Here is a 20,792-nt window from a genome sequence, read left to right as displayed (position 1 = left end):
CGGCCGCGCCCCGACCGGCCGCGCCCCGACCGGCCGCGCCCCGACCGGCCGCGCCCCGACCGGGCGACCGACGGTGACCACCAGCCGGTCGTGCACGTCAGGCCGCGAGGCACCCTGCTCGGCCCGGCGTTCGTCGCGGCGATCGCGTACGTCGACCCGGGCAACGTCGCGGCCAACCTCACGGCGGGTGCCGCGTACCAGTACACGTTGCTCTGGGTGCTCGTGCTGGCCAACGCCATCGCCGTGCTCGTGCAGTACCTGTCGGCCAAGCTCGGCATCGTCACGGGGCGTTCGCTGCCCGAGGTGATGGGCACGCGCCTCCGTCGTCGGCCCCTCCGCCTCGCCTACTGGGGGCAGGCCGAGCTCGTGGCCGCCGCGACCGACGTCGCCGAGATCATCGGCGGGGCCCTCGCCCTGCAGCTGCTCTTCGGCGTGCCGCTGGTCGTCGGCGGCCTGATCACCGGGCTCGTCTCGCTCGGCCTGCTGACGCTGACGCGGTACCGCGGCGGACGGGTCTTCCAGACCGTCGTCATCGCGTTGCTCGCCGTGCTGACGCTGGGCTTCTGCGCCGGCCTGCTCTTCGCCCCGCCGTCGGCCGGGGGCATGCTCGCCGGTCTCGTGCCCCGCTTCGAGGACAGCACGGCCGTGCTGCTCGCCGCGTCGATGCTCGGGGCGACGGTCATGCCGCACGCGGTCTACCTGCACTCCGCGCTCACGCGTGACCACCACGGCGTCGTCGCCGAGGGGGCTGACCGGGCCCGCGTGCTCAAGGCCACGCGGTGGGACGTCGTCCTCGCCCTGCTCGTCGCCGGTGGCGTCAACGTCGCCATGCTCGTGCTCGCGGCCTCGACCCTCTCGGGGCAGGACGGCACCGACACGATCCCCGGCGCACAACGGGCCATCGCCTCGGCGCTCGGGCCGGTGATCGGCGTCCTGTTCGCGGTCGGGCTGCTCGCCTCGGGCCTGGCGTCGACTTCGATCGGGGCGATGGCCGGTGCCGAGATCATGAAGGGGCTGCTGCACGTGCAGGTGCCGCTCCTGGTGCGCCGGGTCGTGACGTTGATCCCGGCCCTCGTGCTGCTCGCGACGGGCATCAGCCCGACCTGGCTGCTCGTGCTGAGCCAGGTCGTGCTGAGCTTCGGCATCGCCTTCGCCCTCGTGCCGCTCGTCGTCGCGACGAGCGACCGGGCGCTCATGGGCACGGGCGTGAACGCGGTCGGCACCCGCGTCGCGGGGTGGGCGGCCGTGGTGGTCGTCGTCGCACTCAACCTCGTGCTGATCGGGCTGACCGTCTCGGGGGCGTGAGGGGCGGGGTCGACGCGACCCGCGCCTGCTCGGCTCTTGATCGCGCGGGGCGTCGCCGGTGCCCGCTAGTCGCGGGCGGGCTGAATGTGCGGGGCCCGCCGGGCCCCGCTAGCCGCGGGTGGGCTCGATGTGGGGGCCGTGGTCGGGGTCGTCACCCGCGGCGGCCTTCTCGGCCTGACGACGGTCGAACGCCGCCTGCATCGACTCGGCGTGGTCGGTCTTGGCCCTCGCGAGCGCCTCGTCGTCGCCGCGCATGGTGGCGACGGTCGAGCGCAGGCGGGCGCCGACGGCCTTGACGAAGTCGGCCGGGCTGGGGCTGAAGTCGTCGCTCTCGTCGCCGTCGCCCGCGTCGACGTAGTGGTGCAGCTCGTCGCTCTCGTCGTGGCGGATCGGCTGCTGGGCGTGCTCGACGCAGAGCTTGGCGACCTCTTCGGCGTGGGCGTGCATGACCGAGTGGGCGGCGCCCGGCATCTCCCACAGGCGGGACGACGGCAGCAATTCGCCGACGCGGCGCACCCACTCGCGCGGGGCGACGGCGTCGTGCTCGCCGCGGATGACCAGGGTGTCGGCCGTGATCGCCGGCAGGTGCTGCTCGATCGGGTACGTCATCATCTTCGGCAGGATGCGCGAGAACCACCGCACCCCGCAGAGGACGTAGGCGCTGAGGGCCAAGAACTTGACACGCCCGGGCTCGTGCCACGCCGCGCGCGCGAACCGCACGCCCTGCGAGAGGACGTTGCGGTGCGCCGGGTCGATCACGGGCCCGATGAGCACGACGGTCGAGAGGTCGGGTCGGCGCGAGACGAGGTCGACCACGATCTGGGTGCCCATCGAGTGCCCCACGACGACCGGGTCGTCGAGGCCCAGCTCGTCGATGGCGGTGCCGACCAGGTCGGCGTACTCGCGGATGGTCAGGGCGTGCCCCGGGTGCGGCACCCCGGCGAAGCCCGGCAGGTCGAGGGCGTGCACGGGGCCGAACTCGTTGAGGTTCGGGGCGAGGCGCTCGAAGTAGTCGGACGAGACGCCGATGCCCGGCACGAGCACGAACGGCCGCTCACCGGTCTCGCCGATCGTGTTGACCCGCACGTAGAGGTCGCCGCGCTCGACCCGGCGGACGGTGACCCTGGTGTCGACGTCGGAGGCGCGGGCGGCGTCGCGGGCGGCCGCGCGGCGGGCGGAACCGGCGTGGCGACGTCGAGGGCTCATCGGATCAGTCTGGCACGGCGGGCCCTTCGCCCGGAACGACGCGTCAGGCGGACGCCAGCACCTCGTCGAGGGCACGCAGGTTGCGGCGCAGGATGAGCGAGAGGGCCAGCGCCGACGCGGGCCCGGCGGCCCGCATCCACCAGGCGGCCGGGTGCCAGACGACGCGGATGTCCAGCGTCACGCGGTCGTCGTCGTGGTGGCGCACGCGGTAGCTCTCCCAGCCGCGCTGGGGGTGGCCGACCAGGGCGGCGTGGCCGAAGGCGATCTCGGTCTCGGACCGCACCACGGCGAACACCCGGCAGGCGACCGGTGGGTGCAGGGGGCCGAAGGTGACGCCCCACACGCTCGTCGCGCCGACGGTCACGCGGTCGGGCACATCGAGCGGCACGAAGCCCGAGCCGCGATGCACCTGCCAGTGCAGCACGGCGTCGCCCGCGGCGTCGAAGGCGGCCCGGCCGTGGCCGATCACCCGGCTGCGGGTCGTGACGTGGAACCCGGCGGGCGGCGGGCCGTCGAGGGTCGGCTCGCCGTCGAACGCGTAGTCGTCGCCGAACCGGGCCCGGGGTGAGCGGGCCGGGCGCGGCCGGGGTGATCGCGATCGGGACGGTCGCGACCGGGACGGGTGTGACGTCATGGGTCGACCCTGCCACGTCATGACGCTCGGCCGGGGCATGATCGGACCGTGACCGACGCGACCACGACGCCGCCCTCGACCCCTCCCACGGCCTACCTGATCCTGCACGGCTGGCAGAACCACCGCCCCGAGGGGCACTGGCAGCGCTGGCTCGCCGGCGAACTCGGGGCCCGCGGGCACGCGGTGCGCTACCCGCAGCTGCCCGACGCCGACGACCCCACGCCCGCCGCCTGGGAGGCCGCGGTCCGACGCGAACTCGCCGCCCTGCCCGCGGGCCGACCGGTGACGGTGCTGTGCCACAGCCTCTCGTGCCTGCTCTGGTTGAGGCTGCAGGCCGGCGACGCGCCTCCGCGGGCCGACCGGGTCGCGCTCGTCGCGCCTCCGTCGCCCGAGCTGATCGCCGGGCAGCCGATCGACGCGTTCGTGGCCGGCGACCTGTTCGACGGACGTCGGCTGTCGACCGGCGGGTCCGCCGAGGCGGTCGTCGTCGCCGGGGACGACGACGAGTGGCTGCCGCTCGGCCCGGTGGACACCTGGGAGGCGCGGGTCGACGCCCCGGTCGTCGTCGTGCCCCGAGGCGGTCACCTCACCCCCGACTCGGGCTACGGCGAGTGGCCGGCCGTGCTGGCCTGGGCGCTCGGGGCGCCCGCGGCGGAGGCGTTCGGCTGATCCGCCGTGCCCGGCGGCTGGCCGCGCCTACGCGTCCGGCGCGAGGAAGGCGGCGGCCGCGCGTGACAGGTAGGCCGGGTCGTCGGCGCCGCAGAGCTCGCGGGCCGAGTGCATGCCGAGCAGCGGGATGCCGACGTCGATCGTGCGGATGCCGAGCCGTGTCGCCGTGATCGGCCCGATGGTCGAGCCGCAGGGCACCGAGTTGTTCGAGACGAACTCCTGGAACGGCACACCGGCCTGCTCGCAGGCTCGCGACCACTCGGCCGCCCCGAGCCCGTCGGTGGCGTAGCGCTGGTTCGCGTTGATCTTGAGCAGTGGCCCGCGGTTGACGACCGGCTGGTTGACCGGGTCGTGCCGCTCGGGGTAGTTCGGGTGCACGGCGTGCCCGGCGTCCGCGCTCAGGCACCACGAGCCGGCGAGGGCGCGGCGGTGGTCGGTGGTCGTCGCGCCGAGGCCGGCCGAGACACGCGCGAGAACGTCTTCGAGCAGCGGCCCGGCGGCACCCGACGGCGTGGCCGAACCCACTTCTTCGTGGTCGAAGGCCGCGAACACGGCGACGTGGTCGAGCTCGACGCCAGACGTCGCGGTCTCGACCAGCGCGACGAGACCCGCGTGGGTCGACGACAGGTTGTCCATGCGACCGGCGGCGAACAGCTCGCCCGAGAGCCCCAGGACCGCAGGAGGCGCGGTGTCGGCCACGACCACGTCGTACCCGGTCACGTCGGCTCCCGTCAGCCCGGCCAACCCGGCGAGGTGGCCGAGGACGTCGGCCTCGTCGAGCGGCCCCGCCCCGACCACGGGGTCCAGGTGTCGCTGGGGGTCGAGCTTCAGGCCCTCGGCGTTGACCCCGCGGTCGAGGTGGACGGCCAGCTGCGGGAAGCGCAGCAGCGGCCCCGTCCGCACCAGGTGTGTCTCGCCGCTGCGGGTGACCAGCCGACCGGCGAACTCGAGGTCGCGGTCGAGCCACGAGTTGAACAGCGGCCCGCCGTAGACCTCGACGCCTGCCTGCAGCCACCCGCGGGTGCCGGTGGTCGGCTTGGGCTTCAGCTTGAAGCCGGGGGAGTCGGTGTGCGCCCCGACCACGCGGAACGGCGTCGTGGCCGTCGCGGTGGCCGGTTCGATCCAGGCGATGACGGCACCGTCGCGCACGACGTAGCGGCGGCCCGGGCCGGTGGGCCACTCCGCGGTCTCGTCGAGGGCGGTGAACCCGGCGTCGTCGAGCCGTCGGGCGGCCTCGGCCGCGGCGTGGAAGGACGAGGGCGAGGCCTGGATGAACCGGGCGAAGTCGTCGAGGTGGGGGCGCGTGTCAGTCATCCCCACCAGCATGCACCACCCCGTCGCCGCCGAGACCCCGGGAAGTCGCCGAGACCCCGGCGCGCGCACGGGGGTCTCGGCGACTTCCCGGGGTCTCACACCGGGGCCAGGGGTCAGCGGCCGCCGCTGCCGCCGCGGTTCGCGCCGATGTCGCCCCGGTGGGCGTTCGCCTCGGGGTCGGCCGAGTGCGGGTCCTCGTCGTCGAGGGTGAGCGCGGCGTCCTGCTCGCCCGACACGCCCCCCGGGCTGACGGCGACGTAGCCGTCCTCGCCCGAGTGGCTGCCGCCGAGCGGCTGCGTGACGTCGCCGTCGGGCGTCGCGTCGTCCGCGCCGGCGGGCTCGCCCTGGGTGTCGGTCGGGCCTTCCGGGTGGGTGGCCCGGTGCGTCTCGATCGCGGCGGCCTCGACGGCCGCCTGGTCGAGCGCGTCGCCGTGGCCGAGTTCGTCGGCCGCATCGTGCGGGTCGGGATTCGTGCGGGCCTCGCTCATCGGGGGTCCTCTCGTGGTGGGCCTCCGAGGGTAGGCGCAGCGCGCCTCCTCGTCCGGTCGGGGGCGACGGCTCAGGCGGCGCCCGTCGAGCAGGCAGCCCGAGTCACGACGGGCGGTGCGGCGCACGTCACGGCGCGGTCGGCAGCACCGCGGCCCAGAGGTGGAACAGGGCGTAGGCGCGCCACGGCGACCAGGCCGCTCCGGCGGCCTCGGCCTGCTTCGTCGTGAGTCCGCCCATCACGCGACGCAGCACGAGGTCGCCCGCGGGCCAGGCGTCGCGGTCGCCGAGGGCGCGGACGGCGAGGTACTCCACCGTCCACGGGCCGATGCCCGGCACGGCGAGCAGGCGTCGGCGCGCGTCGGCGTGGTCGACGTCGGGCGCGATCACGAGACCTCCGGCGACGACCTCGGCCAGGGCGTGGATCGTGCGCGCCCGGCTGTTCGTCACCCCGACGGCCGCCCGCAGCTCGTCGACGTCGGCGGCCGCCAGCCGGTCGGCCCGGGGGAACCTCGTGAGGCCCGTCCCCGCGATCGGCTCGCCGTAGGCCGCGACGAGCCGGCCGGTGAAGGTGCGGGCCGCGGCGAGCGAGACCTGCTGCCCCAGCACGGTCATCACGGCCGTCTCGAACCCGTCGGGGTTGCCCGTCACGCGGATGCCCGGCCGCGCCGCGACGAGCGGACCGAGCACCGGGTCGTCGGCGAAGCCCCGCTCGACGTCGTCGAGGTCGGCGTCGAGGTCGAGCCAGTCGCGGACGACCCGCGACGCCTCGTCGGCCGTCGCCTCCGTCGGCAGCACGCCGTCGGGCCCCGTCACCGTCACGTCGACCCCGGTCGACGCGAACGACAGGTCCAGCCGGTAGGAGGCGCGCGCGGCCCCCGAGCCCAGCTCGACCAGTCGCGCGTGCGTCGCCGCATCGACGTCGGTGGCTTCGGCCCCCGGCACGCTGTGCGCGGCGAGCAACCCCACGGCGTGCGCGTGGTCCCAGGCGCCGACGGGTTCGACCGTGAACCGCGAGGCCGTCGTGCCGGGCGTCGGCACCGCCTCGGGCGAGTCCGTCGTCACGACCCGGCCACCCGGCCGCCGCCGGCCGCCCGGCCACCGCCGTCCGCAGCACCGCCGTCCGCCGCGGGTCGACCGTCGTCACCCCACACTCCGGACGACCCGCGACGGTGGCTGTCGACGAGGTGCGTGTCGACGACCCCGACGGCCTCCATCAGCGCGTGCATGGTGGTCGGCCCCACGAAGGTGAACCCCTTCGCCTTGAGCGCCTTCGACAGGGCGATCGACTGCGGCGAGGTCGTCGGCACCTCGGCCATCGTGCGCGGCCGGGGGGTCTCGGCCGGCCGGAACGACCAGACGAGGTCGACGAGACCGCCGTCGGCCCGCAGGTCGAGCGTCGCCCGGGCGTTGCGGATCGTCGCGTCGACCTTGAGCCGGTTGCGCACGATGCCCGCGTCGGACATCAGCCGGGCGCGATCGTCGTCGTCGAAACGCGCGACGACCTCGGGGTCGAAGTCGGCGAACGCGGCCCGGAAGGCAGGGCGCTTGCGAAGGATCGTCGCCCACGACAGCCCCGACTGGAACGCCTCGAGGCTCAACCGCTCGAACAGGCCGCGCTCGTCGCGGACGGGCAGGCCCCACTCGGTGTCGTAGTAGTCGCGCAGCAGCGGGTCGGTCGACGCCCAGACCGGGCGGGCCAACCCGTCGTCGCCGACCACGACGCCCGCGCCCGCGAGGCCGGTGCCCGGGTCGGTGCCGGTGCCCAGCCCGGTGCCGGCGTCACCCCCCGACGCGACGACGCTCACGCGTGCGCCTCGAGCTCGATCAGGGTCTGCTTCGCCGCCATGCCCCCACGGTAGTTGCCCGCCGTCCCGTCGCTCCGCACCACCCGGTGGCAGGGCACGACGACCGGCAGCGGGTTGGTCGCGCAGGCCGTGCCCACCGCCCGCACCGCCCGCGGGCTGCCCGACGCGAGGGCGACGGCCGCGTAGCTCGCCGTCGAGCCGTAGCCGATGTCGGGCAGGTGCTCGAGGACGGTCCGCTGGAACCCCTTCGACAGCCGGCGGTCGAGCGGCAGGTCGAAGGAGCGGCGCTCGCCGCGGAAGTACTCGTCGAGCTCTCGGGCCGCGGCGTCGAGCCGGGACGGCACCTCGACGACCCGCGGGCTGACGGTCGCGGCCAGTCGGTCGAGCACCGTGTCGTGGCCCTCGAGCTCGAAGGCCACCCGCAGCACCCCGACGTCGGTCGCGCAGACGAGCAGTCGCCCCACCGGCGAGTCGAGGGTCCGGTAGGCCACGTCCACCGCCCCGGCGTCGAGCGCAGCCGCCGCGAAGCGTGCGTGCAGGGCGGCGAGGTGGCCGTCGGCCGGGTCGAGGCCGACCAGCAGGTCGCGCGTCGTGTCGGCGTCGGCGTCGGCGTTTTCGGCGGGGGTGGCGGTCATCGGACGCCCTTCGGCTCGGAGGTCGGGGTCGGGGTGGAGGTGCGGGTCGCGACACGGCCCTGACCTGCGGCCGGCGACGACCCGGCCGGCGACGACGCAGCCGGCGACGACGCAGCCGCTGAACGGACGGCCGGGCCGCGCAGCAGGCGTCGCAGGGCGGCGATCCCGTCGGCAGACGCCCGACGCGCCGCATCCGCGCTGATGCCGGTCACCTCGGCGACCTCGCGGTGCGAGAGCCCGACGAGGTGGTGGTAGACGACCGCGCGACGCTGCCCCGGCGGCAGGCCGCGGAGCGCCGCGTCGAGTTCGTCGCTGCGCGCGATCGCCTCGTCGTGAGGAGGCGCGGGCGGCGGTTCGGGCACCGTCCCGACCGGTCTCGGGTGCCGCTCCCGCGCCCGCAGCACGTCGATCGCCTTGCGGTGCGCGACGGTCACCAACCACGCCTCGAGGTTCGTCGACGGGGGCAACGACGGGTAGGCGACGAGCGCCGCGACGAACGTCTCGCTCCAGGCGTCGTCGGCGTCGTGCTCGTCGAGGACCGCCCGGCAGACGCGCCACACGGTGCGACCGTGCCGGGCCACCACGCGCTCGAAGGGTTCCACGTCAGAACAGCCGGCCGGTCTCGGGGCCCGACGGCTGCTCGGCCTCGAGCCCGAGCAAGAACCGCTTGCGGTCGAGGCCACCCGCGTAGCCCACGAGGGCTCCGCCCGACCCGACCACGCGGTGACAGGGCACGACGATGCTCAGTGGGTTCAGCCCGTTGGCGGCGCCGACCGCTCGGGCCAGCCCCACGCCGCCGAGCGAGGTGGCGACCTGCCCGTAGCTGCGGGTCTCGCCGTAGGGGATGTCCCGCAGCAGCGCCCACACGCGATGCTGGAAGTCGTTGCCGCGGGGGGCCAGCGGCAGGTCGAAGGTGCGGCGTGCGCCGACGAAGTACTCGCCCAGCTGGCGGCGGACCTCGGCGAAGTCGCTCCGCCCGACGCCGTCGCGCGAGACCGGCCCGAAACCCGACGGGTCGGGCAGGTGGCGGTGCTCGTCGAAGTAGACGCCGACGAGCCCCGTCTCGCCGCCCACGACGGTCAGCGAGCCGACGGGGGTGTCGACGGTGGTGTGGACGCTCACGGTGCCCTCCTGGCTCTCGGCGATGGTACTCATCCCGTAGACGTCACCGGGCAGGCAGATGTGAGGTGACCGACCGAACCGGTCCGGGTGATCCGACCCGGCCTTCGAGCGGTTACCCTGGAACGCCCGGTCCGGGCACTCCACACTGTCGGGTGTGTGCGAGCGTCCGGGCCGGGTCTCGTCCGTCCCCGGTGTCACAGGCCGCCGCGCGCGGCGTCACGGCCTCAGTGACGCGTCTCGAACGCGCTCTCGCCCACCGGCTCGACCTCGCTCACGTCGACGCGGTCGACCCGTGCCCCGCGGGGCCCCTCGCGCAGCCACTCGAGCAGCAGCGCCACGCGGTCGGGTCGCCCCTCGACCTCGACCTCGACGGTCCCGTCGCGCAGGTTGCGGACGAACCCGCCGACCTCGAGCCGGTCGGCCTCGCCCTCGGTCGAGAAACGGAAACCCACGCCCTGCACCGAGCCGTGCACGAGGGCCCGGCGTCTGATCACGTCGTCCATCGCTCGACCGTACCCGCGCCTCCTCGGCCTGGCCCCACCCGTCCCGTTCCGAGATCGCCCCCCGAACCGCCGAGTGGACGGGACACCACGACCTGCGGCGGTGTCCCGTCCACTCGACGGTGTGGTGCCGGCGGCCTACTTGTCGACCGTCGACATGTCGGCGTAGCGGGCGCCCTGGGGAGCCGCCACGTCGTCGAGCTGGTGCACCTGTTCGGCGTCGAGCACGACGTCGTCGGCGGCGACGTTCTCGTCGAGGTACGCGCGGCGCTTGGTGCCCGGGATCGGCACGATGCCCTCACCCTTGGCGAGCAGCCAGGCGAGCGCGACCTGACCGGGCGTGGCGCCGACGGCCCGGGCGACCTCGTCGACCTGCTGCACGATGCGGACGTTGGCCTGCAGGTTGTCGCCCGAGAAGCGGGGCGCGAAGCGACGGAAGTCGTCCTCGGCGAGTTCGTCGACCGAGCGGATGGTGCCGGTGAGGAACCCCCGGCCGAGCGGCGAGTACGGCACGAAGCCGATGCCGAGCTCGCGGACCGTCGGCAGGATCTCGGCTTCGGGTTCACGGCTCCAGAGCGACCACTCGGTCTGCAGGGCGGTGATCGGGTGCGTGGCGTGCGCGCGGCGGATGGTCTCGGGCGCGGCCTCGGACAGCCCGAGGTACCGCACCTTGCCGGCGGTGACGAGTTCGCCCATCGCGCCGACGGTCTCCTCGATCGGCACCTGGGGGTCGACCCGGTGCTGGTAGTAGAGGTCGATGTGGTCGATGCCGAGGCGCTTCAGCGAGCCGTCGACCGAGCGGCGCACGTACTCGGGCCGGCCGTCGACGGCACGCTCCGCGCGGGCCTCGGGGTCGGTGACGTTGCCGAACTTCGTGGCGACGACGGCCTGGTCGCGACGCCCCTTGAGGGCGCGGCCGAGCAACTGCTCGTTCGTGTGAGGCCCGTACATGTCGGCGGTGTCGAGCAGGGTGACGCCGACGTCGAGCGCGCGGTGGATCACGCGCACCGATTCGTCGTCGTCGGTGCTGTTGCCGGTGTAGAAGGCGGACATGCCCATGAGGCCGAGGCCGAGGCGGCCGACGTCGAGTCCGCCGTCGACCTGGCCGAGTGTGGTGTTCTTCATGGCCCGAGCCAACTCCCTCGCACCGGTCGACGACCCAGGCCCCGACGGCTCAGGCCGTGAGGGCGCCCGGACCGCAGGAGGCGCGGTGCCCGTCGAACGGACACCGCGCCTCCTCTGTCTCGTGGGGTCAGGCCCCGGGGGCCGCCGCGGTCAGCGGCGCCCCGCCCGGCGACGGGTGACGGCCGAGCCGGTGACGAGCGCGAGGCCGAGGGCCAGGGCGGCCGCCGCGACGCCGAGCGGCAGGCCCGGCTCGCTGCCCGTGTAGGCGAGCGGTCGGCCCGAGCCGCCGGTGCCCGTGCCGCCCGTGCCCTGGCCTCCGGCCGCCGGCACGACGGGAGCCGGCGTGACGGTCGGGTCGGGGGTCGGCTCGGGGTCGGGCACCGGAGTCACCACGGGAGGCGCGGCGAGGGTGATGGTCGGGACGGTCCCGTCGGCGAACGGAGCCGTGAACGTCCCCACCACCTCGCCGTCGAGGACGACCCCGTAGTCGGTCCCGGGGACGAGGCCCTCGGCACGGTAGACGCCGGCCGCGTCGGTCACCGGGGTGGCGACGGGCTCCGGCTCGGTGCCGTCGGCCTCGATCACCTGCAATTGCAGCCCCGCGGCGGGCGTCCCGTCGGAGTTCACGACGGTGCCCTCGACCGACACGGTCGCGGGGGCCGCGATCTGCACGGGCGGGATGGTGCCGCTCGTGGCAGGGGCGGTGATGGTGACGGCCGAGTCGACGTCCTCGTTCAGGACGACGTCGTACTGCTCGCCGGGGACGAGGCCGCCGACGGTGAAGCCACCGGTCGCGTCGGTCTCGACGCTGGCGACGGGCGTGGTCTCGCCGACCGGCACGATGTCGACGGTCGAGCCCTCGGCAGGGGCCGTGCCGTCGGGTTCGACGATGCTCGTGGTGATCTCGACGGTCGCCGGCAGGGTGATGACGGCCCCCGTGGCGGTCGTCACGGGCCCGAACGCGATGCCGCGGGCGAGGTCGACGACGTCGTACGACAGGGTGGGGTCGAGGCCGGGGAAGACCAGGGTGCCGTCGGCGGCGGTGGTGGCGACGGCGATCAGGCCGCCCGTGCCGGTCACGCGCAGACCGACCTCGCGCTCCGCGACCGGGGTGGTCCCGTCGGCCTCGACGACGCTCACGGCCAACGGTGCGGTGGCCGGGATCGCGGTCGCGCCGGTGAAGGCGAAGTCGAGCCCGGGGACGTCGTCACCGGCGACGGCCGCGGGCAGGGCGTCGAGCGGGTCGGCCCCGTCCGGCGTCTCGACCGAGACCTCGTACGGGGTGCCGCTGACGAGGCCGGGGACGTCGTAGGCCCCGTCGGCGTCGGTGCGGACGGGCAACCCGACGACCTCGCCCGTGTCGGAGTCCGTCACGGTGACGAGGGCGCCCGCGACGGGCGCACCGTCGTTGGTCACGACACCGCCCGCCGTGAACGTCTTGGTCACGAACCAGGTCTGGTACACCGGGAACCCGGCCCGCTGCTGGTAGGTGAAGGTCAGCGTCGTCAGCGGCACGGTGGGACTGAACCACGCGGCGGCGCCTTCGGTGTCGGCGGCGGCCGCGTTGCCGGTCAGCACGCCCGTCGTGGCGTTCCACGAGGGCACGTCGCGCAGGTTCGCCGCGTCACACGACGGGCCACCGGCCGTGCGGCAGTAGTTGTAGGTGCTCTGGAACCCGAGGGCGCTCGCCGGCACGGCCGCGCCGTCGGCGTCGGTGGCCGACACGGTGACCTGGTCGGCGTCGACGTCGCCCAGCACGAACGACCAGTCGCTCGCGGGCGTGGCCCGGTCGAAGGTGTACGTCGTGACCGATGCGGCGGCGGCCGTGGGGGAGTCCTGCGTGGGGCGGAGGTTGAGGTACGGGCGTCCGCGGCTCGAGTCGTACTCGGCGCCGACCGGCGTGCCCGTGCCCTGCCAGGTGCTCGACCCGCTGGGGATCGTCGCCTGGCGCGAGGTCGACGTGAACGTCGCCTGGGGGAAGTCGCCCGGCAGCGTCATCGTGCCGGTGTAGGCCCGAGCCGTCCCGTCGACGGTGAAGTCGGCCCAGCCGACCGTTCCCGGACCGGCGGCGGAGGCGCCCGTCGCGCCTCCGAGTGCCAGGGCACCGGCCACGACGACCGTCACCCCCGTCGCCGCCCACGCCCTGATGCGCCTGTTGACCATGTCGTCGTCCCTCCGGGCCCACCCCTGACGAGGGCCACGACTCCGAGGTTATGTCAGCTGTGGGCCTCGTGTCACACCCGATCCGTCACACGACGAAGGGGCGCCGCCTCGCGGCCGGTCGGACCGGCGTCGAGGGCGGCGCCCCTTCGGGGACGTCGTGCGTCAGCGCTTCTTGACGTTCGAGACGATGTCTTCCGAGTGGCTGCCTGTCGCTCCCTTGGCCTTCTTGTCGGCGCGCTTCTCCTTCAAGGAGCGCACGGCCACCTTCGCGGTGCCTTTTTTCGCTGATTTCTCTGCCATGGTGGTGCCTCCGTCGCGGACCGAGATGATCCGGTCCGCCCGAGGCTACGGGGCGGCGGGCCCGGTGTCTGTAGCGGCACCGATCTTCACGGCTCCTACACTGCGGGCATGTCCGGTCACGGCTCGTCCACCCCCGCCGTGCCCCCTGCCGTGCCCCACACCTCGACCGACGACCGCGCCACGTCGGCCGCCCTCGCGCGGGCCCGGGCTGCGGCGCAACGCCTCGGCATCCCCGGGCACGAGACCGTCGCCGAGGCGGCCGCCGCGATGCTGGGGACGCAGGCGCAGGACTTCACCGGTGGCCTGTTCGCCCTCGGCCTCCGGACCCCGGGCTCCCGTGAAGCCGACGTGCGTGCGGCCCTCGAGCGCCGCGAGGTGGTCCGCACCTGGCCCGCCCGGGGCACGCTGATGTTCGTGGCCGCCGACGACGTCCGCTGGCTGACCGCGTTGCTCGCGCCCCGCTCGCTGCAGGCCTCGCAGGGGCTCTGGCGACGCGTCGGCCTCGAGCCCCGCGACTTCGGGGCGGCACGGGAGGCGGTGCTCACCGCGCTCACCGGGCGGGCGCCGGCGTCGCGACCCGACCTGCTCCGCGCGATCTCGGACGCGGGCGTCGGCACGGCGGGCGAACGGGGCTCGCACCTGCTGCGGTGGCTCGCGGGGACGGGCGTGATCGTCTTCGGCGCCCCCCGCGGCACCGAGCAGACCTTCGCCCTGCTCGACGAGTGGGTGCCGGACGCCCGTCGCATCGACGACAGGGACGAGGCCCTCGCCGAGTACGCCCACCGGTACCTCGCGCATCGCGGGCCGGCCACCGAGCGCGACCTGGCCTGGTGGGGCGGCCTCACCCTCACCGAGGCCCGCCGGGCGGTCGACCTCGCGGCCGACGTCGAGCGGACCACCGTCGGCGACGTCGAGCAGCTGACCTGGGGCGACGCGGGGGCGGTGCCGCCCGCCCGGGACGACCCGCGCCTCCTGCCCCCGTTCGACGAGCTGCTGCTCGGCTACGGCGACCGGTCCGCGTCGCTCCGGGCGGCCGACGTCGCCCGCCTGGTGCCCGCGTCGAACGGGCTCTTCCTGCCGGCGGTCGTCGTCGACGGCCGCGTCGTCGGCACCTGGCGTCGCACGCTGACGCGTCACACGGTCGCGGTCGAGCTCGACGCCTGGGTACCGTGGGGCGTCCGCACACGCCGACGCCTCGAGCGACGAGTGGCGGAGTACGCCGACTTCGTCGGCCGCGACCTCGCCCCCACCACCCGCCCGACCCCGACGACACGCCGAGACGACAGGCCCCGATGACCCCCGCGCCCACCTCGACCCCGGTCGCCCCGACGCGCAGCGAGCGCCTCGACGAGCTGCCGTTCACCTCGAAGCACCGCCGTCTGCTCGCCGGCTCGGGCATCGGCTGGGCGCTCGACGCGCTCGACGTCGGGCTGCTCTCGTTCGTCATCGCCCAGCTGGCGACCGTGTGGAGCGACCAGGCCGGCCAGCTCGCCTGGGTCGCCTCGGCGGGCTTCGCGGGCATGGCGATCGGTGCGGCGCTCGGCGGTTCGCTGGCCGACCGGATGGGTCGCAAGACCGTCTTCGCCCTGACCCTGCTGCTCTACGGCCTCGCCACCGGGCTCTCGGCCCTGTCGTGGTCGGTGGGCGTGCTGCTCGTGCTGCGGTTCGTGGTCGGCCTCGGGCTCGGGTCCGAGCTGCCGGTGGCGTCGACCCTAGTCAGCGAGTTCTCTCCGAGGCGCATCCGCGGGCGGGTCGTCGTGCTGCTCGAGGCGTTCTGGGCCGTCGGCTCGATCGCGGCGGCACTCGTCGGCTACCTCGTGATCCCGACGAGCGACGACGGCTGGCGCTGGGCCCTGCTGATCGGTGCGGCACCGGCGCTCTACGCGGTCTTCGTGCGGCTCAAGATGCCCGAGTCCGTGCGGTTCCTCGAGTCCCGGGGGCGCCACGACGAGGCCGAGCGAACCGTCCGCGCCTTCGAGGAGGCCGCCGGCGTCGCCGCCCCCTCCGCCCCGACCGCGCCCGCCGCCCCGACCGCCCCCGCCGAGGAGGCGCGGGTCGTCGAGAAGCCGGCCCGCGCCTCCGTCGGTCGGTTGTTCGGTGCCGGCATGACGCGTCGCACGGTCGCGATCTGGGTCGTCTGGTTCATGACCAACTTCTCGTACTACGGCGCCTTCGTCTGGTTGCCGTCGCTGCTCGTGGCCGCCGGGTTCCCGCTCGTGCGGTCGTTCGAGTACGTCCTGATCATCACGCTGGCGCAGCTGCCGGGCTACGCCGCCTCGGCCTGGCTGATCGAGCGGTGGGGCCGCCGGGGCACCCTCGCGACGTTCTTGCTCGGGTCCGCCGTCGCGGCCGTGGCCTTCGGCTTCGGGGCCGTCAGCGGCAGCGTCGCGCAGATCCTCGTGGCGGGGATGGCCTTGTCGTTCTTCAACCTCGGCGCGTGGGGCGCCCTCTACGCCGTGACGCCCGAGCTCTACCCGACGCCGTTGCGGGGCACGGGGGCGGGCTGGGCCGCGGGGGTCGGTCGCATCGCCTCGATCGCGGCTCCGCTGTCGGTGCCGCCGCTCATCGCCCTCGGCGGCCCGCCCACCCTGTTCGTCGTGTTCGGCGCGGTCTTCGTCGTGGGGGCCGTCGCGGCGACCCTGCTGCCCGAGCTCCGCGGCACGCGGCTCGCCGAGTGAGCGCGCGTCGACCCGGGCGGCCGGCCAGCCGCCGCACGACGCCGCGACGGCTGGCCTGGCTCGTCGTGGTGCTGGTGGCGGGGGCCGTCCTCGTGGCGTTCCCGCGCCTCCTCGGCGGCGAGGTGGGCGGCGGCGCCGGTGACGGAGGCGCAGGAGGCGCGGGTGCGGCACCCGTGCCCACGAGCGTCCCGGCCGGCAGCGTCGAGGCCGTCGTCGACCGCGTGGTCGACGGCGACACCGTGGTCGTCACGGTGGCGGGCGAGCGTGAGCGCATCCGCCTGATCGGCGTCGACACCCCCGAGACGGTGAAGCCCGACGCCCCGGTCGACTGCTTCGGTCCCGAGGCGAGTTCGTTCACGACCTCCGCCCTGCCCGAGGGGGCGACCGTCTGGCTCGAGGCCGACGCCTCGCAGGGCGACGCCGACCGCTACGACCGACTGCTGCGCTACGTCTGGTCGCCCGACGGCACGATGCTGAACGAGCGGCTCGTCGCCGGTGGGTACGGGCGCGAGGACACCTACGACGACGCCTACCGCTACCGCGACCGGTTCGTCGCGGCCGAGGCGTCGGCCGAGGCCTCGCGCACCGGGCTCTGGGGCGCCTGCAGCTGACGCGACGGCCGGCGACCCGGCCACCAGAACGCGTCCCCGGTGAGGAACACCAGAGCGGGCACGAGCACGGTCCTGACCACGAGGGTGTCGAGCAGCACGCCGATGCAGACGATCACGCCGACCTGCGTCAGCGCCACGACCGGCAGCACGCCGAGCACGGCGAAGACGGCCGCGAGCAGCACCCCCGCGCTCGTGATGACGGCGCCCGTCGACGCGAGGGCCCGCACCATGCCCTCGTGGGTGCCGTGCACGAGGCCCTCCTCGCGGGCGCGCGTGGTGAGGAAGATGTTGTAGTCCACCCCGAGCGCGACCAGGAACAAGAAGGCGTACAGCGTCACCGCCGTGTCGAGCGCCGGGAACCCCAGCACGTTCTGGAACAGCCAGGTCGACGCGCCGAGGCTCGCGAAGAACGTCGCGAGCACCGAGGCGATCAGCAGCACGGGGGCCACCAGCGACCGCAGCAGCAGGGCCAGGATCACGAAGACGATCGCGAGGATGATCGGCGCGATCAGGTCGACGTCGGCCTGCGCCGCGACCTTCGTGTCGAAGGCCGTGGCGTCGCTGCCGCCGACGAGCGCGTCGGCGAGTCGACCGCCGGCGTCGGCGTACCCGGTGCGCAGGCGCTCGATCGTCGCGAACGCGGCGTCGCTCTCGGGCTCGGCCGACAGCTGCAGGTCGACGCGGGTCAGCCCGCCGGCGGTCTCACCGGCCGTCGCCGTGTCGACGCCCTGGGTGCCGGACGCCAGGGCGGTCGCCTCGTCGGCGACGGCCGAGGGGGCCAGCACGGTCGTCCTGCTCGTCAGGCCGGCCGAGAACGACTCGTCGATCACCCGCTGCGCGACGACCGAGTCGGGGTCGCCGAGCAGCTGGTCGGTCTGCGAGAGGCCGACGGCGTAACCGCTCAGGCCGAGGCACAGCACAGCGACGCCCGCGACGGCCGACACGGCCACGATCGCCGGACGACGTCGGACGCCGCGCCCGAGGCGGTCCCAGAACCCACGCCGCGGTGCCGCGTGGTGGGGCGCGCCTCCCGCGGTGTCGGCCGCCTCGGACGAGGAGGCGCGGGGGACGAAGGGCCAGAAGAGCCCGCGACCGCAGACCACGAGTGCCGCCGGCAGCGCGACCAGGGCGAAGACGATCGCGACGACGACGCCCACGGCGCAGGCCAGCCCGAGGGCGCGGTTGCCCGAGAGAGAGGCCAGCAGCAGGGTCAGGAGGCTGAGCGCGACCGTGCCCCCGCTGGCCGCGATGGCCGGCCCGGCGCTCGTCACGGCCGTGCGCATGGCGCGGTGACGGTCGGGCTGACTCAAGAGTTCTTCGCGGTACCGGGCCACGAGCAGCAGGGCGTAGTTGGTGCCGGCGCCGAACACGAGCACCGAGAGGATGCCCGAGATCGAGGCGTCGAGCGAGATGCCGAGGGGCTCCGCCACGGCGGCGGCGACGCGACCGGCCAGGGCGTCGGCCGCGCCGACCACGGCGAGCGGCACGATCCAGAGCACCGGGCTGCGGTAGGTGACGATCAACAGCACGGCCACGACGACGACGGTCACGAGCAACAGTCGGACGTCCGCCCCGGCGAACGAGTTCGCGACGTCGTCCTGGAACCCGACCGGGCCGGTGAGCAGGGCGTCGAGCCCCGAGGGCAGGTCGGCCGAGGCGGCGTCGCGGAGGGCCGTGGCGGTGCCCGCGACGTCGTCGTCGGTCGTCGCGGCGTCGAGCGGGACGGCGACGAGCGCCGCCGTGCCGTCGGCGCTGACCTGCGGCGTGACGGCCCGGGGCGTGGTGGACAGCTCGGCGAGGGCGGCGGCCCGCGCGTCGACGGTGGCGAGGTCGGTGGCGTCGAGGCGCTCGCCGCCGTGGGTGAAGACGACGATGCCGACGGTCGTGTCGGCACTCGGGAACTGCCTGAGCAACTCGGTCACCTCGGCCGACTGGCTCGTCTCGGGGACGCCCGACGGCGGTGCGGCGTCGCCCTCGCTCGCCGGCAGGACGGCGAAGAGCAGGGCGACGGCCACGGCCGTGGCCGCGAGCACGACCCAGGCGGTGCGATGGCCGCTGACGATGCGGGCGAGGGTGCGCATGGTGATCCTTCAGTAGCTGAATGTCTTAGGAGCTAAGAGTATTGCAGATCACAGGAGCATCCACCAGAATCGTGGGGCAGGAGGTCCCATGCCCACCCCGACAGACCCGGCTCCCACGGCCGCGACCGCTCGTCCGACGCGCTCGCCGCGGGCCGACGAGATCGTCACCCACATGCAGCGCCTGACCACCGAGTCGCAGAAGGTCGCCCAGGCCTTCGCCGCGCAGCACGGCCTCGGCCACATCGACCTCGAGGCCTTGCTGCACGTGATGCAGGCCGAACGCGACGGCGACCCCGTGACGGCCGGGGGGCTCGGCGAACTGCTCGGCGTCACCTCGGGCGCGGCCACCGGCGTGATCGACCGGCTCGAGAAGGTCGGCCACGTGCAGCGCGGCCGTGACGACGCCGACCGGCGCCGGGTGCTCGTGCGGTACTCGGACCGTGCCCGCGAGGTCGCCGGGGCCTTCTTCGGACCGCTCGGGGTGATGAGCGACCGCGTCATGTCCGAGTTCGACGAGGGCGAGCTCGAGACCGTCCGGCGGTTCCTCGAGGGCATGTCGGGCGCGATGGCCGAGCGGGCACGCGAGGTGGGGCGTCCCGACTGAGGCGACCCGCGCCTCCTCGGCGGCCCCGGCCCTTGACCGTCGGCGGCAGCGGGTACCGTGGTCGCGGACCCCGGAAGGCAGGTGGCACGTGACCGACCACGTCTCGGCTCTCGATCTCTTCTCGATCGGCATCGGCCCGTCGAGCTCGCACACGGTCGGCCCCATGCGGGCCGCCCGCGAGTTCCTGCTCGGCGTCGAGGCCGGGGGTCGCCTGGGCGACGTCGCCCGCGTCGAGGCCGTGCTCTACGGCTCGCTCGCCGCCACGGGCCTCGGCCACGGCACCCCCTCGGCCGTGCTCGCCGGGCTCGCGGGCATGCAGCCTGAGACGTGCGACCCGCAGGTCGTCTCGGGCATGCAGCAGGCGGTCGAGTCGGGGGGTGGCCTGCGGCTGCTCGGTCGTCACCAGATCGCCTTCGCGCCGAACGACCTGCGCATGGCGCCGCTGACCCGCATGCCACGCCACCCCAACGCCCTGAGCGTCGAGGCCTACGACGCCTCGGGCGAGAGCCTGGCCCGCGAGGTCTACTTCTCGGTCGGCGGCGGCTTCGTCGTGCGCGACGGCGACGACGAGCAGGCCGTGCCCACCGCCGAGGCGCCCTTCGCCTTCACCGACGCCGACGACCTGCTGCGCCTCTGCGACGCCGAGGGCGTCTCGATCGCCGAGCTCGCCTGGCGCAACGAGGTCGCGCTGCACGGCGAGGCCGCCGCCGCGGCGGGCCTCGACGACCGCTGGTCCGCGATGCGCGCCTGCGTCGACGCCGGGCTCGAGGCCACCGGCGTCCTGCCGGGCTGGATGAAGGTGCCCCGTCGCGCCCGGCAGTTCGCCACCATGCTGCGTCAGCAAGACGAGCGGGCGACCGCCTTCGCGCTCGGTGGCTCCGCGATCGACCGGGGCCGCGCCTCCTCGCTGCTGGCCTCCGACCTGCCCGCTCAGTGGCTGCAGGCCTACGCCATGGCCGTGAACGAAGAGAACGCCGGCGGCGGACGCGTCGTCACGGCGCCGACCAACGGCGCAGCGGGCATCATCCCGGCCGTGGCCTACTACGCGATGAGGTTCCACGGGGCGACCGACGACGAGCTCGCCCGCACCTACCTGCTGACCGCCTCGGCGATCGGGTCGCTCTACAAGCGCAACGCCTCGATCTCGGGCGCCGAGGCCGGCTGCCAGGGCGAGGTCGGGTCGGCCGCGTCGATGGCCGCGGGCGCCCTGACGGCCCTGCTCGGGGGCACGCCCCGCCAGGTCGAGAACGCCGCCGAGATCGCCATGGAGCACCACCTCGGCCTCACCTGCGACCCCGTCGGGGGCTTCGTGCAGGTGCCGTGCATCGAGCGCAACGCCATCGCGGCGGGCACGGCGGTCGCCGCGACCCGCATGGCCCTGCTCGGCGACGGCAGCCACGTCGTCAGCCTCGACACCGTCATCGAGACGATGCGCCAGACCGGACGCGACATGAAGGACAGCTACAAAGAGACCAGCCGCGCCGGCCTCGCGGTCAACGTCATCGAGTGCTGACGGCAGGCGGCTGACGGCTGGCGGTCGACGGCTGACGG

General features: G+C 74.7%; 21 protein-coding genes. 7 read left to right on the top strand and 14 right to left on the bottom strand.

All coding sequences use genetic code 11. From position 1 onward, the window contains the following. Positions 1-1,305: Nramp family divalent metal transporter (locus tag ASG05_RS05070; RefSeq protein WP_369814034.1), on the top strand; the 1,305-nt coding region annotated here is incomplete at its 5' end. Positions 1,306-1,413: 108 nt separating this feature from the next. Here the strand turns inward: ASG05_RS05070 and ASG05_RS05065 are convergent. Both ASG05_RS05065 and ASG05_RS05060 read right to left on the bottom strand, forming a co-directional pair. Continuing rightward, entirely contained in the window at positions 1,414-2,511 is a 1,098-nt protein-coding gene (locus tag ASG05_RS05065) for an alpha/beta fold hydrolase (RefSeq protein ID WP_082486372.1), read from the bottom strand. Positions 2,512-2,554: 43 nt separating this feature from the next. Further along, the gene (locus ASG05_RS05060; protein WP_056257964.1) at positions 2,555-3,145 is read right to left on the bottom strand and encodes a DUF1990 family protein; all 591 of its coding nucleotides are present in this window, start codon (positions 3,143-3,145) and stop codon (positions 2,555-2,557) included. 48 nt (positions 3,146-3,193) lie between these two features. Here ASG05_RS05060 and ASG05_RS05055 point away from each other — a divergent pair, with 48 nt between their 5' ends. Further along, positions 3,194-3,814, top strand: a complete 621-nt coding sequence (locus tag ASG05_RS05055; RefSeq protein ID WP_056257961.1) for an alpha/beta hydrolase — start codon at positions 3,194-3,196, stop codon at positions 3,812-3,814. Positions 3,815-3,841: 27 nt separating this feature from the next. On the opposite strand, the gene ASG05_RS05050 is transcribed toward ASG05_RS05055, so the two are convergent. From ASG05_RS05050 to ASG05_RS16680, 11 genes are all read right to left on the bottom strand, one after another. Further along, complete coding sequence (locus tag ASG05_RS05050) at positions 3,842-5,128, bottom strand: M18 family aminopeptidase (protein ID WP_056257959.1); 1,287 nt, start codon at positions 5,126-5,128, stop codon at positions 3,842-3,844. 113 nt (positions 5,129-5,241) lie between these two features. Beyond that, entirely contained in the window at positions 5,242-5,616 is a 375-nt protein-coding gene (locus ASG05_RS05045) for a hypothetical protein (RefSeq protein ID WP_056257956.1), read from the bottom strand. A 127-nt stretch (positions 5,617-5,743) separates the two neighbouring features. After that, on the bottom strand, positions 5,744-6,679 hold the full coding sequence (locus ASG05_RS05040) for a DNA-3-methyladenine glycosylase (RefSeq protein WP_200936707.1): 936 nt from the start codon (positions 6,677-6,679) through the stop codon (positions 5,744-5,746). Further along, positions 6,676-7,383, bottom strand: coding sequence for a DNA-3-methyladenine glycosylase I (locus ASG05_RS05035; protein ID WP_082486460.1), 708 nt, complete (start codon positions 7,381-7,383; stop codon positions 6,676-6,678). The genes ASG05_RS05040 and ASG05_RS05035 overlap by 4 nt, the downstream gene beginning before the upstream one ends. 35 nt (positions 7,384-7,418) lie before the next feature. Next, positions 7,419-8,057 (bottom strand): methylated-DNA--[protein]-cysteine S-methyltransferase, encoded by a 639-nt coding sequence (locus ASG05_RS05030; protein ID WP_056257952.1) that lies wholly within the window; start codon positions 8,055-8,057, stop codon positions 7,419-7,421. Continuing rightward, a complete protein-coding gene (locus ASG05_RS05025; RefSeq protein ID WP_082486370.1) occupies positions 8,054-8,659 on the bottom strand; it encodes an RNA polymerase sigma factor in 606 nt (201 codons plus the stop codon). Before ASG05_RS05025 ends, ASG05_RS05030 begins: the two co-directional genes overlap by 4 nt. A 1-nt stretch (position 8,660) precedes the next feature. Continuing rightward, positions 8,661-9,212 carry a methylated-DNA--[protein]-cysteine S-methyltransferase gene (locus ASG05_RS05020; RefSeq protein WP_056257949.1) on the bottom strand — a complete coding sequence of 184 codons (552 nt, stop codon included), beginning with the start codon at positions 9,210-9,212 and terminating at the stop codon, positions 8,661-8,663. 191 nt (positions 9,213-9,403) lie between these two features. Further along, positions 9,404-9,682 carry an acylphosphatase gene (locus ASG05_RS05015; RefSeq protein ID WP_056257946.1) on the bottom strand — a complete coding sequence of 93 codons (279 nt, stop codon included), beginning with the start codon at positions 9,680-9,682 and terminating at the stop codon, positions 9,404-9,406. A gap of 135 nt (positions 9,683-9,817) precedes the next feature. Next, positions 9,818-10,804 carry an aldo/keto reductase gene (locus tag ASG05_RS05010; RefSeq protein WP_056257944.1) on the bottom strand — a complete coding sequence of 329 codons (987 nt, stop codon included), beginning with the start codon at positions 10,802-10,804 and terminating at the stop codon, positions 9,818-9,820. Positions 10,805-10,954: 150 nt separating this feature from the next. After that, complete coding sequence (locus ASG05_RS05005) at positions 10,955-12,967, bottom strand: carboxypeptidase-like regulatory domain-containing protein (protein ID WP_056257941.1); 2,013 nt, start codon at positions 12,965-12,967, stop codon at positions 10,955-10,957. Between the two features lie 162 nt (positions 12,968-13,129). Beyond that, the gene (locus tag ASG05_RS16680; protein ID WP_199738651.1) at positions 13,130-13,267 is read right to left on the bottom strand and encodes a hypothetical protein; all 138 of its coding nucleotides are present in this window, start codon (positions 13,265-13,267) and stop codon (positions 13,130-13,132) included. A gap of 108 nt (positions 13,268-13,375) precedes the next feature. Between ASG05_RS16680 and ASG05_RS05000 the strand changes: the two genes are divergently transcribed. Genes ASG05_RS05000 through ASG05_RS04990 form a run of 3 tightly spaced genes read left to right on the top strand, consistent with a single transcriptional unit; the run spans position 13,376 to position 16,556 of the window. Then, on the top strand, positions 13,376-14,563 hold the full coding sequence (locus tag ASG05_RS05000) for a winged helix DNA-binding domain-containing protein (protein WP_056257939.1): 1,188 nt from the start codon (positions 13,376-13,378) through the stop codon (positions 14,561-14,563). After that, entirely contained in the window at positions 14,560-15,945 is a 1,386-nt protein-coding gene (locus ASG05_RS04995; protein ID WP_056257936.1) for an MFS transporter, read from the top strand. Before ASG05_RS05000 ends, ASG05_RS04995 begins: the two co-directional genes overlap by 4 nt. Next, positions 15,942-16,556 carry a thermonuclease family protein gene (locus ASG05_RS04990; protein ID WP_082486369.1) on the top strand — a complete coding sequence of 205 codons (615 nt, stop codon included), beginning with the start codon at positions 15,942-15,944 and terminating at the stop codon, positions 16,554-16,556. The genes ASG05_RS04995 and ASG05_RS04990 overlap by 4 nt, the downstream gene beginning before the upstream one ends. On the opposite strand, the gene ASG05_RS04985 is transcribed toward ASG05_RS04990, so the two are convergent. Continuing rightward, positions 16,481-18,637 carry an MMPL family transporter gene (locus ASG05_RS04985; RefSeq protein WP_056257931.1) on the bottom strand — a complete coding sequence of 719 codons (2,157 nt, stop codon included), beginning with the start codon at positions 18,635-18,637 and terminating at the stop codon, positions 16,481-16,483. The genes ASG05_RS04990 and ASG05_RS04985 overlap by 76 nt on opposite strands. Positions 18,638-18,725: 88 nt before the next feature. On the opposite strand from ASG05_RS04985, the gene ASG05_RS04980 reads away from it, so the two are divergent. After that, positions 18,726-19,241, top strand: a complete 516-nt coding sequence (locus ASG05_RS04980; protein ID WP_056257929.1) for a MarR family winged helix-turn-helix transcriptional regulator — start codon at positions 18,726-18,728, stop codon at positions 19,239-19,241. An 88-nt stretch (positions 19,242-19,329) separates the two neighbouring features. Beyond that, positions 19,330-20,754, top strand: coding sequence for an L-serine ammonia-lyase (locus tag ASG05_RS04975; RefSeq protein WP_056257926.1), 1,425 nt, complete (start codon positions 19,330-19,332; stop codon positions 20,752-20,754). The last annotated feature ends 38 nt before the right edge of the window (positions 20,755-20,792 follow it).

The sequence above is a fragment of the Frigoribacterium sp. Leaf186 genome (assembly GCF_001423905.1).
Classification (GTDB): Bacteria; Actinomycetota; Actinomycetes; order Actinomycetales; family Microbacteriaceae; genus Frigoribacterium.
This window is presented reverse-complemented; position numbering and strand designations above follow the sequence as displayed.

Bases quoted from the DNA above. Each gene is read 5' to 3' on its own strand.
- ASG05_RS05050 (WP_056257959.1), bottom strand. From the start codon at position 5,128: ATGACTGACACGCGCCCCCACCTCGACGACTTCGCCCGGTTCATCCAG.
- ASG05_RS05020 (WP_056257949.1), bottom strand. From the start codon at position 9,212: ATGAGTACCATCGCCGAGAGCCAGGAGGGCACCGTGAGCGTCCACACC.
- ASG05_RS05015 (WP_056257946.1), bottom strand. From the start codon at position 9,682: ATGGACGACGTGATCAGACGCCGGGCCCTCGTGCACGGCTCGGTGCAG.
- ASG05_RS05005 (WP_056257941.1), bottom strand. From the start codon at position 12,967: ATGGTCAACAGGCGCATCAGGGCGTGGGCGGCGACGGGGGTGACGGTC.
- ASG05_RS04995 (WP_056257936.1), top strand. From the start codon at position 14,560: ATGACCCCCGCGCCCACCTCGACCCCGGTCGCCCCGACGCGCAGCGAG.
- ASG05_RS05065 (WP_082486372.1), bottom strand. From the start codon at position 2,511: ATGAGCCCTCGACGTCGCCACGCCGGTTCCGCCCGCCGCGCGGCCGCC.
- ASG05_RS05045 (WP_056257956.1), bottom strand. From the start codon at position 5,616: ATGAGCGAGGCCCGCACGAATCCCGACCCGCACGATGCGGCCGACGAA.
- ASG05_RS04980 (WP_056257929.1), top strand. From the start codon at position 18,726: ATGCCCACCCCGACAGACCCGGCTCCCACGGCCGCGACCGCTCGTCCG.
- ASG05_RS16680 (WP_199738651.1), bottom strand. From the start codon at position 13,267: ATGGCAGAGAAATCAGCGAAAAAAGGCACCGCGAAGGTGGCCGTGCGC.
- ASG05_RS05060 (WP_056257964.1), bottom strand. From the start codon at position 3,145: ATGACGTCACACCCGTCCCGGTCGCGACCGTCCCGATCGCGATCACCC.
- ASG05_RS05010 (WP_056257944.1), bottom strand. From the start codon at position 10,804: ATGAAGAACACCACACTCGGCCAGGTCGACGGCGGACTCGACGTCGGC.
- ASG05_RS05000 (WP_056257939.1), top strand. From the start codon at position 13,376: ATGTCCGGTCACGGCTCGTCCACCCCCGCCGTGCCCCCTGCCGTGCCC.
- ASG05_RS05030 (WP_056257952.1), bottom strand. From the start codon at position 8,057: ATGACCGCCACCCCCGCCGAAAACGCCGACGCCGACGCCGACACGACG.
- ASG05_RS04985 (WP_056257931.1), bottom strand. From the start codon at position 18,637: ATGCGCACCCTCGCCCGCATCGTCAGCGGCCATCGCACCGCCTGGGTC.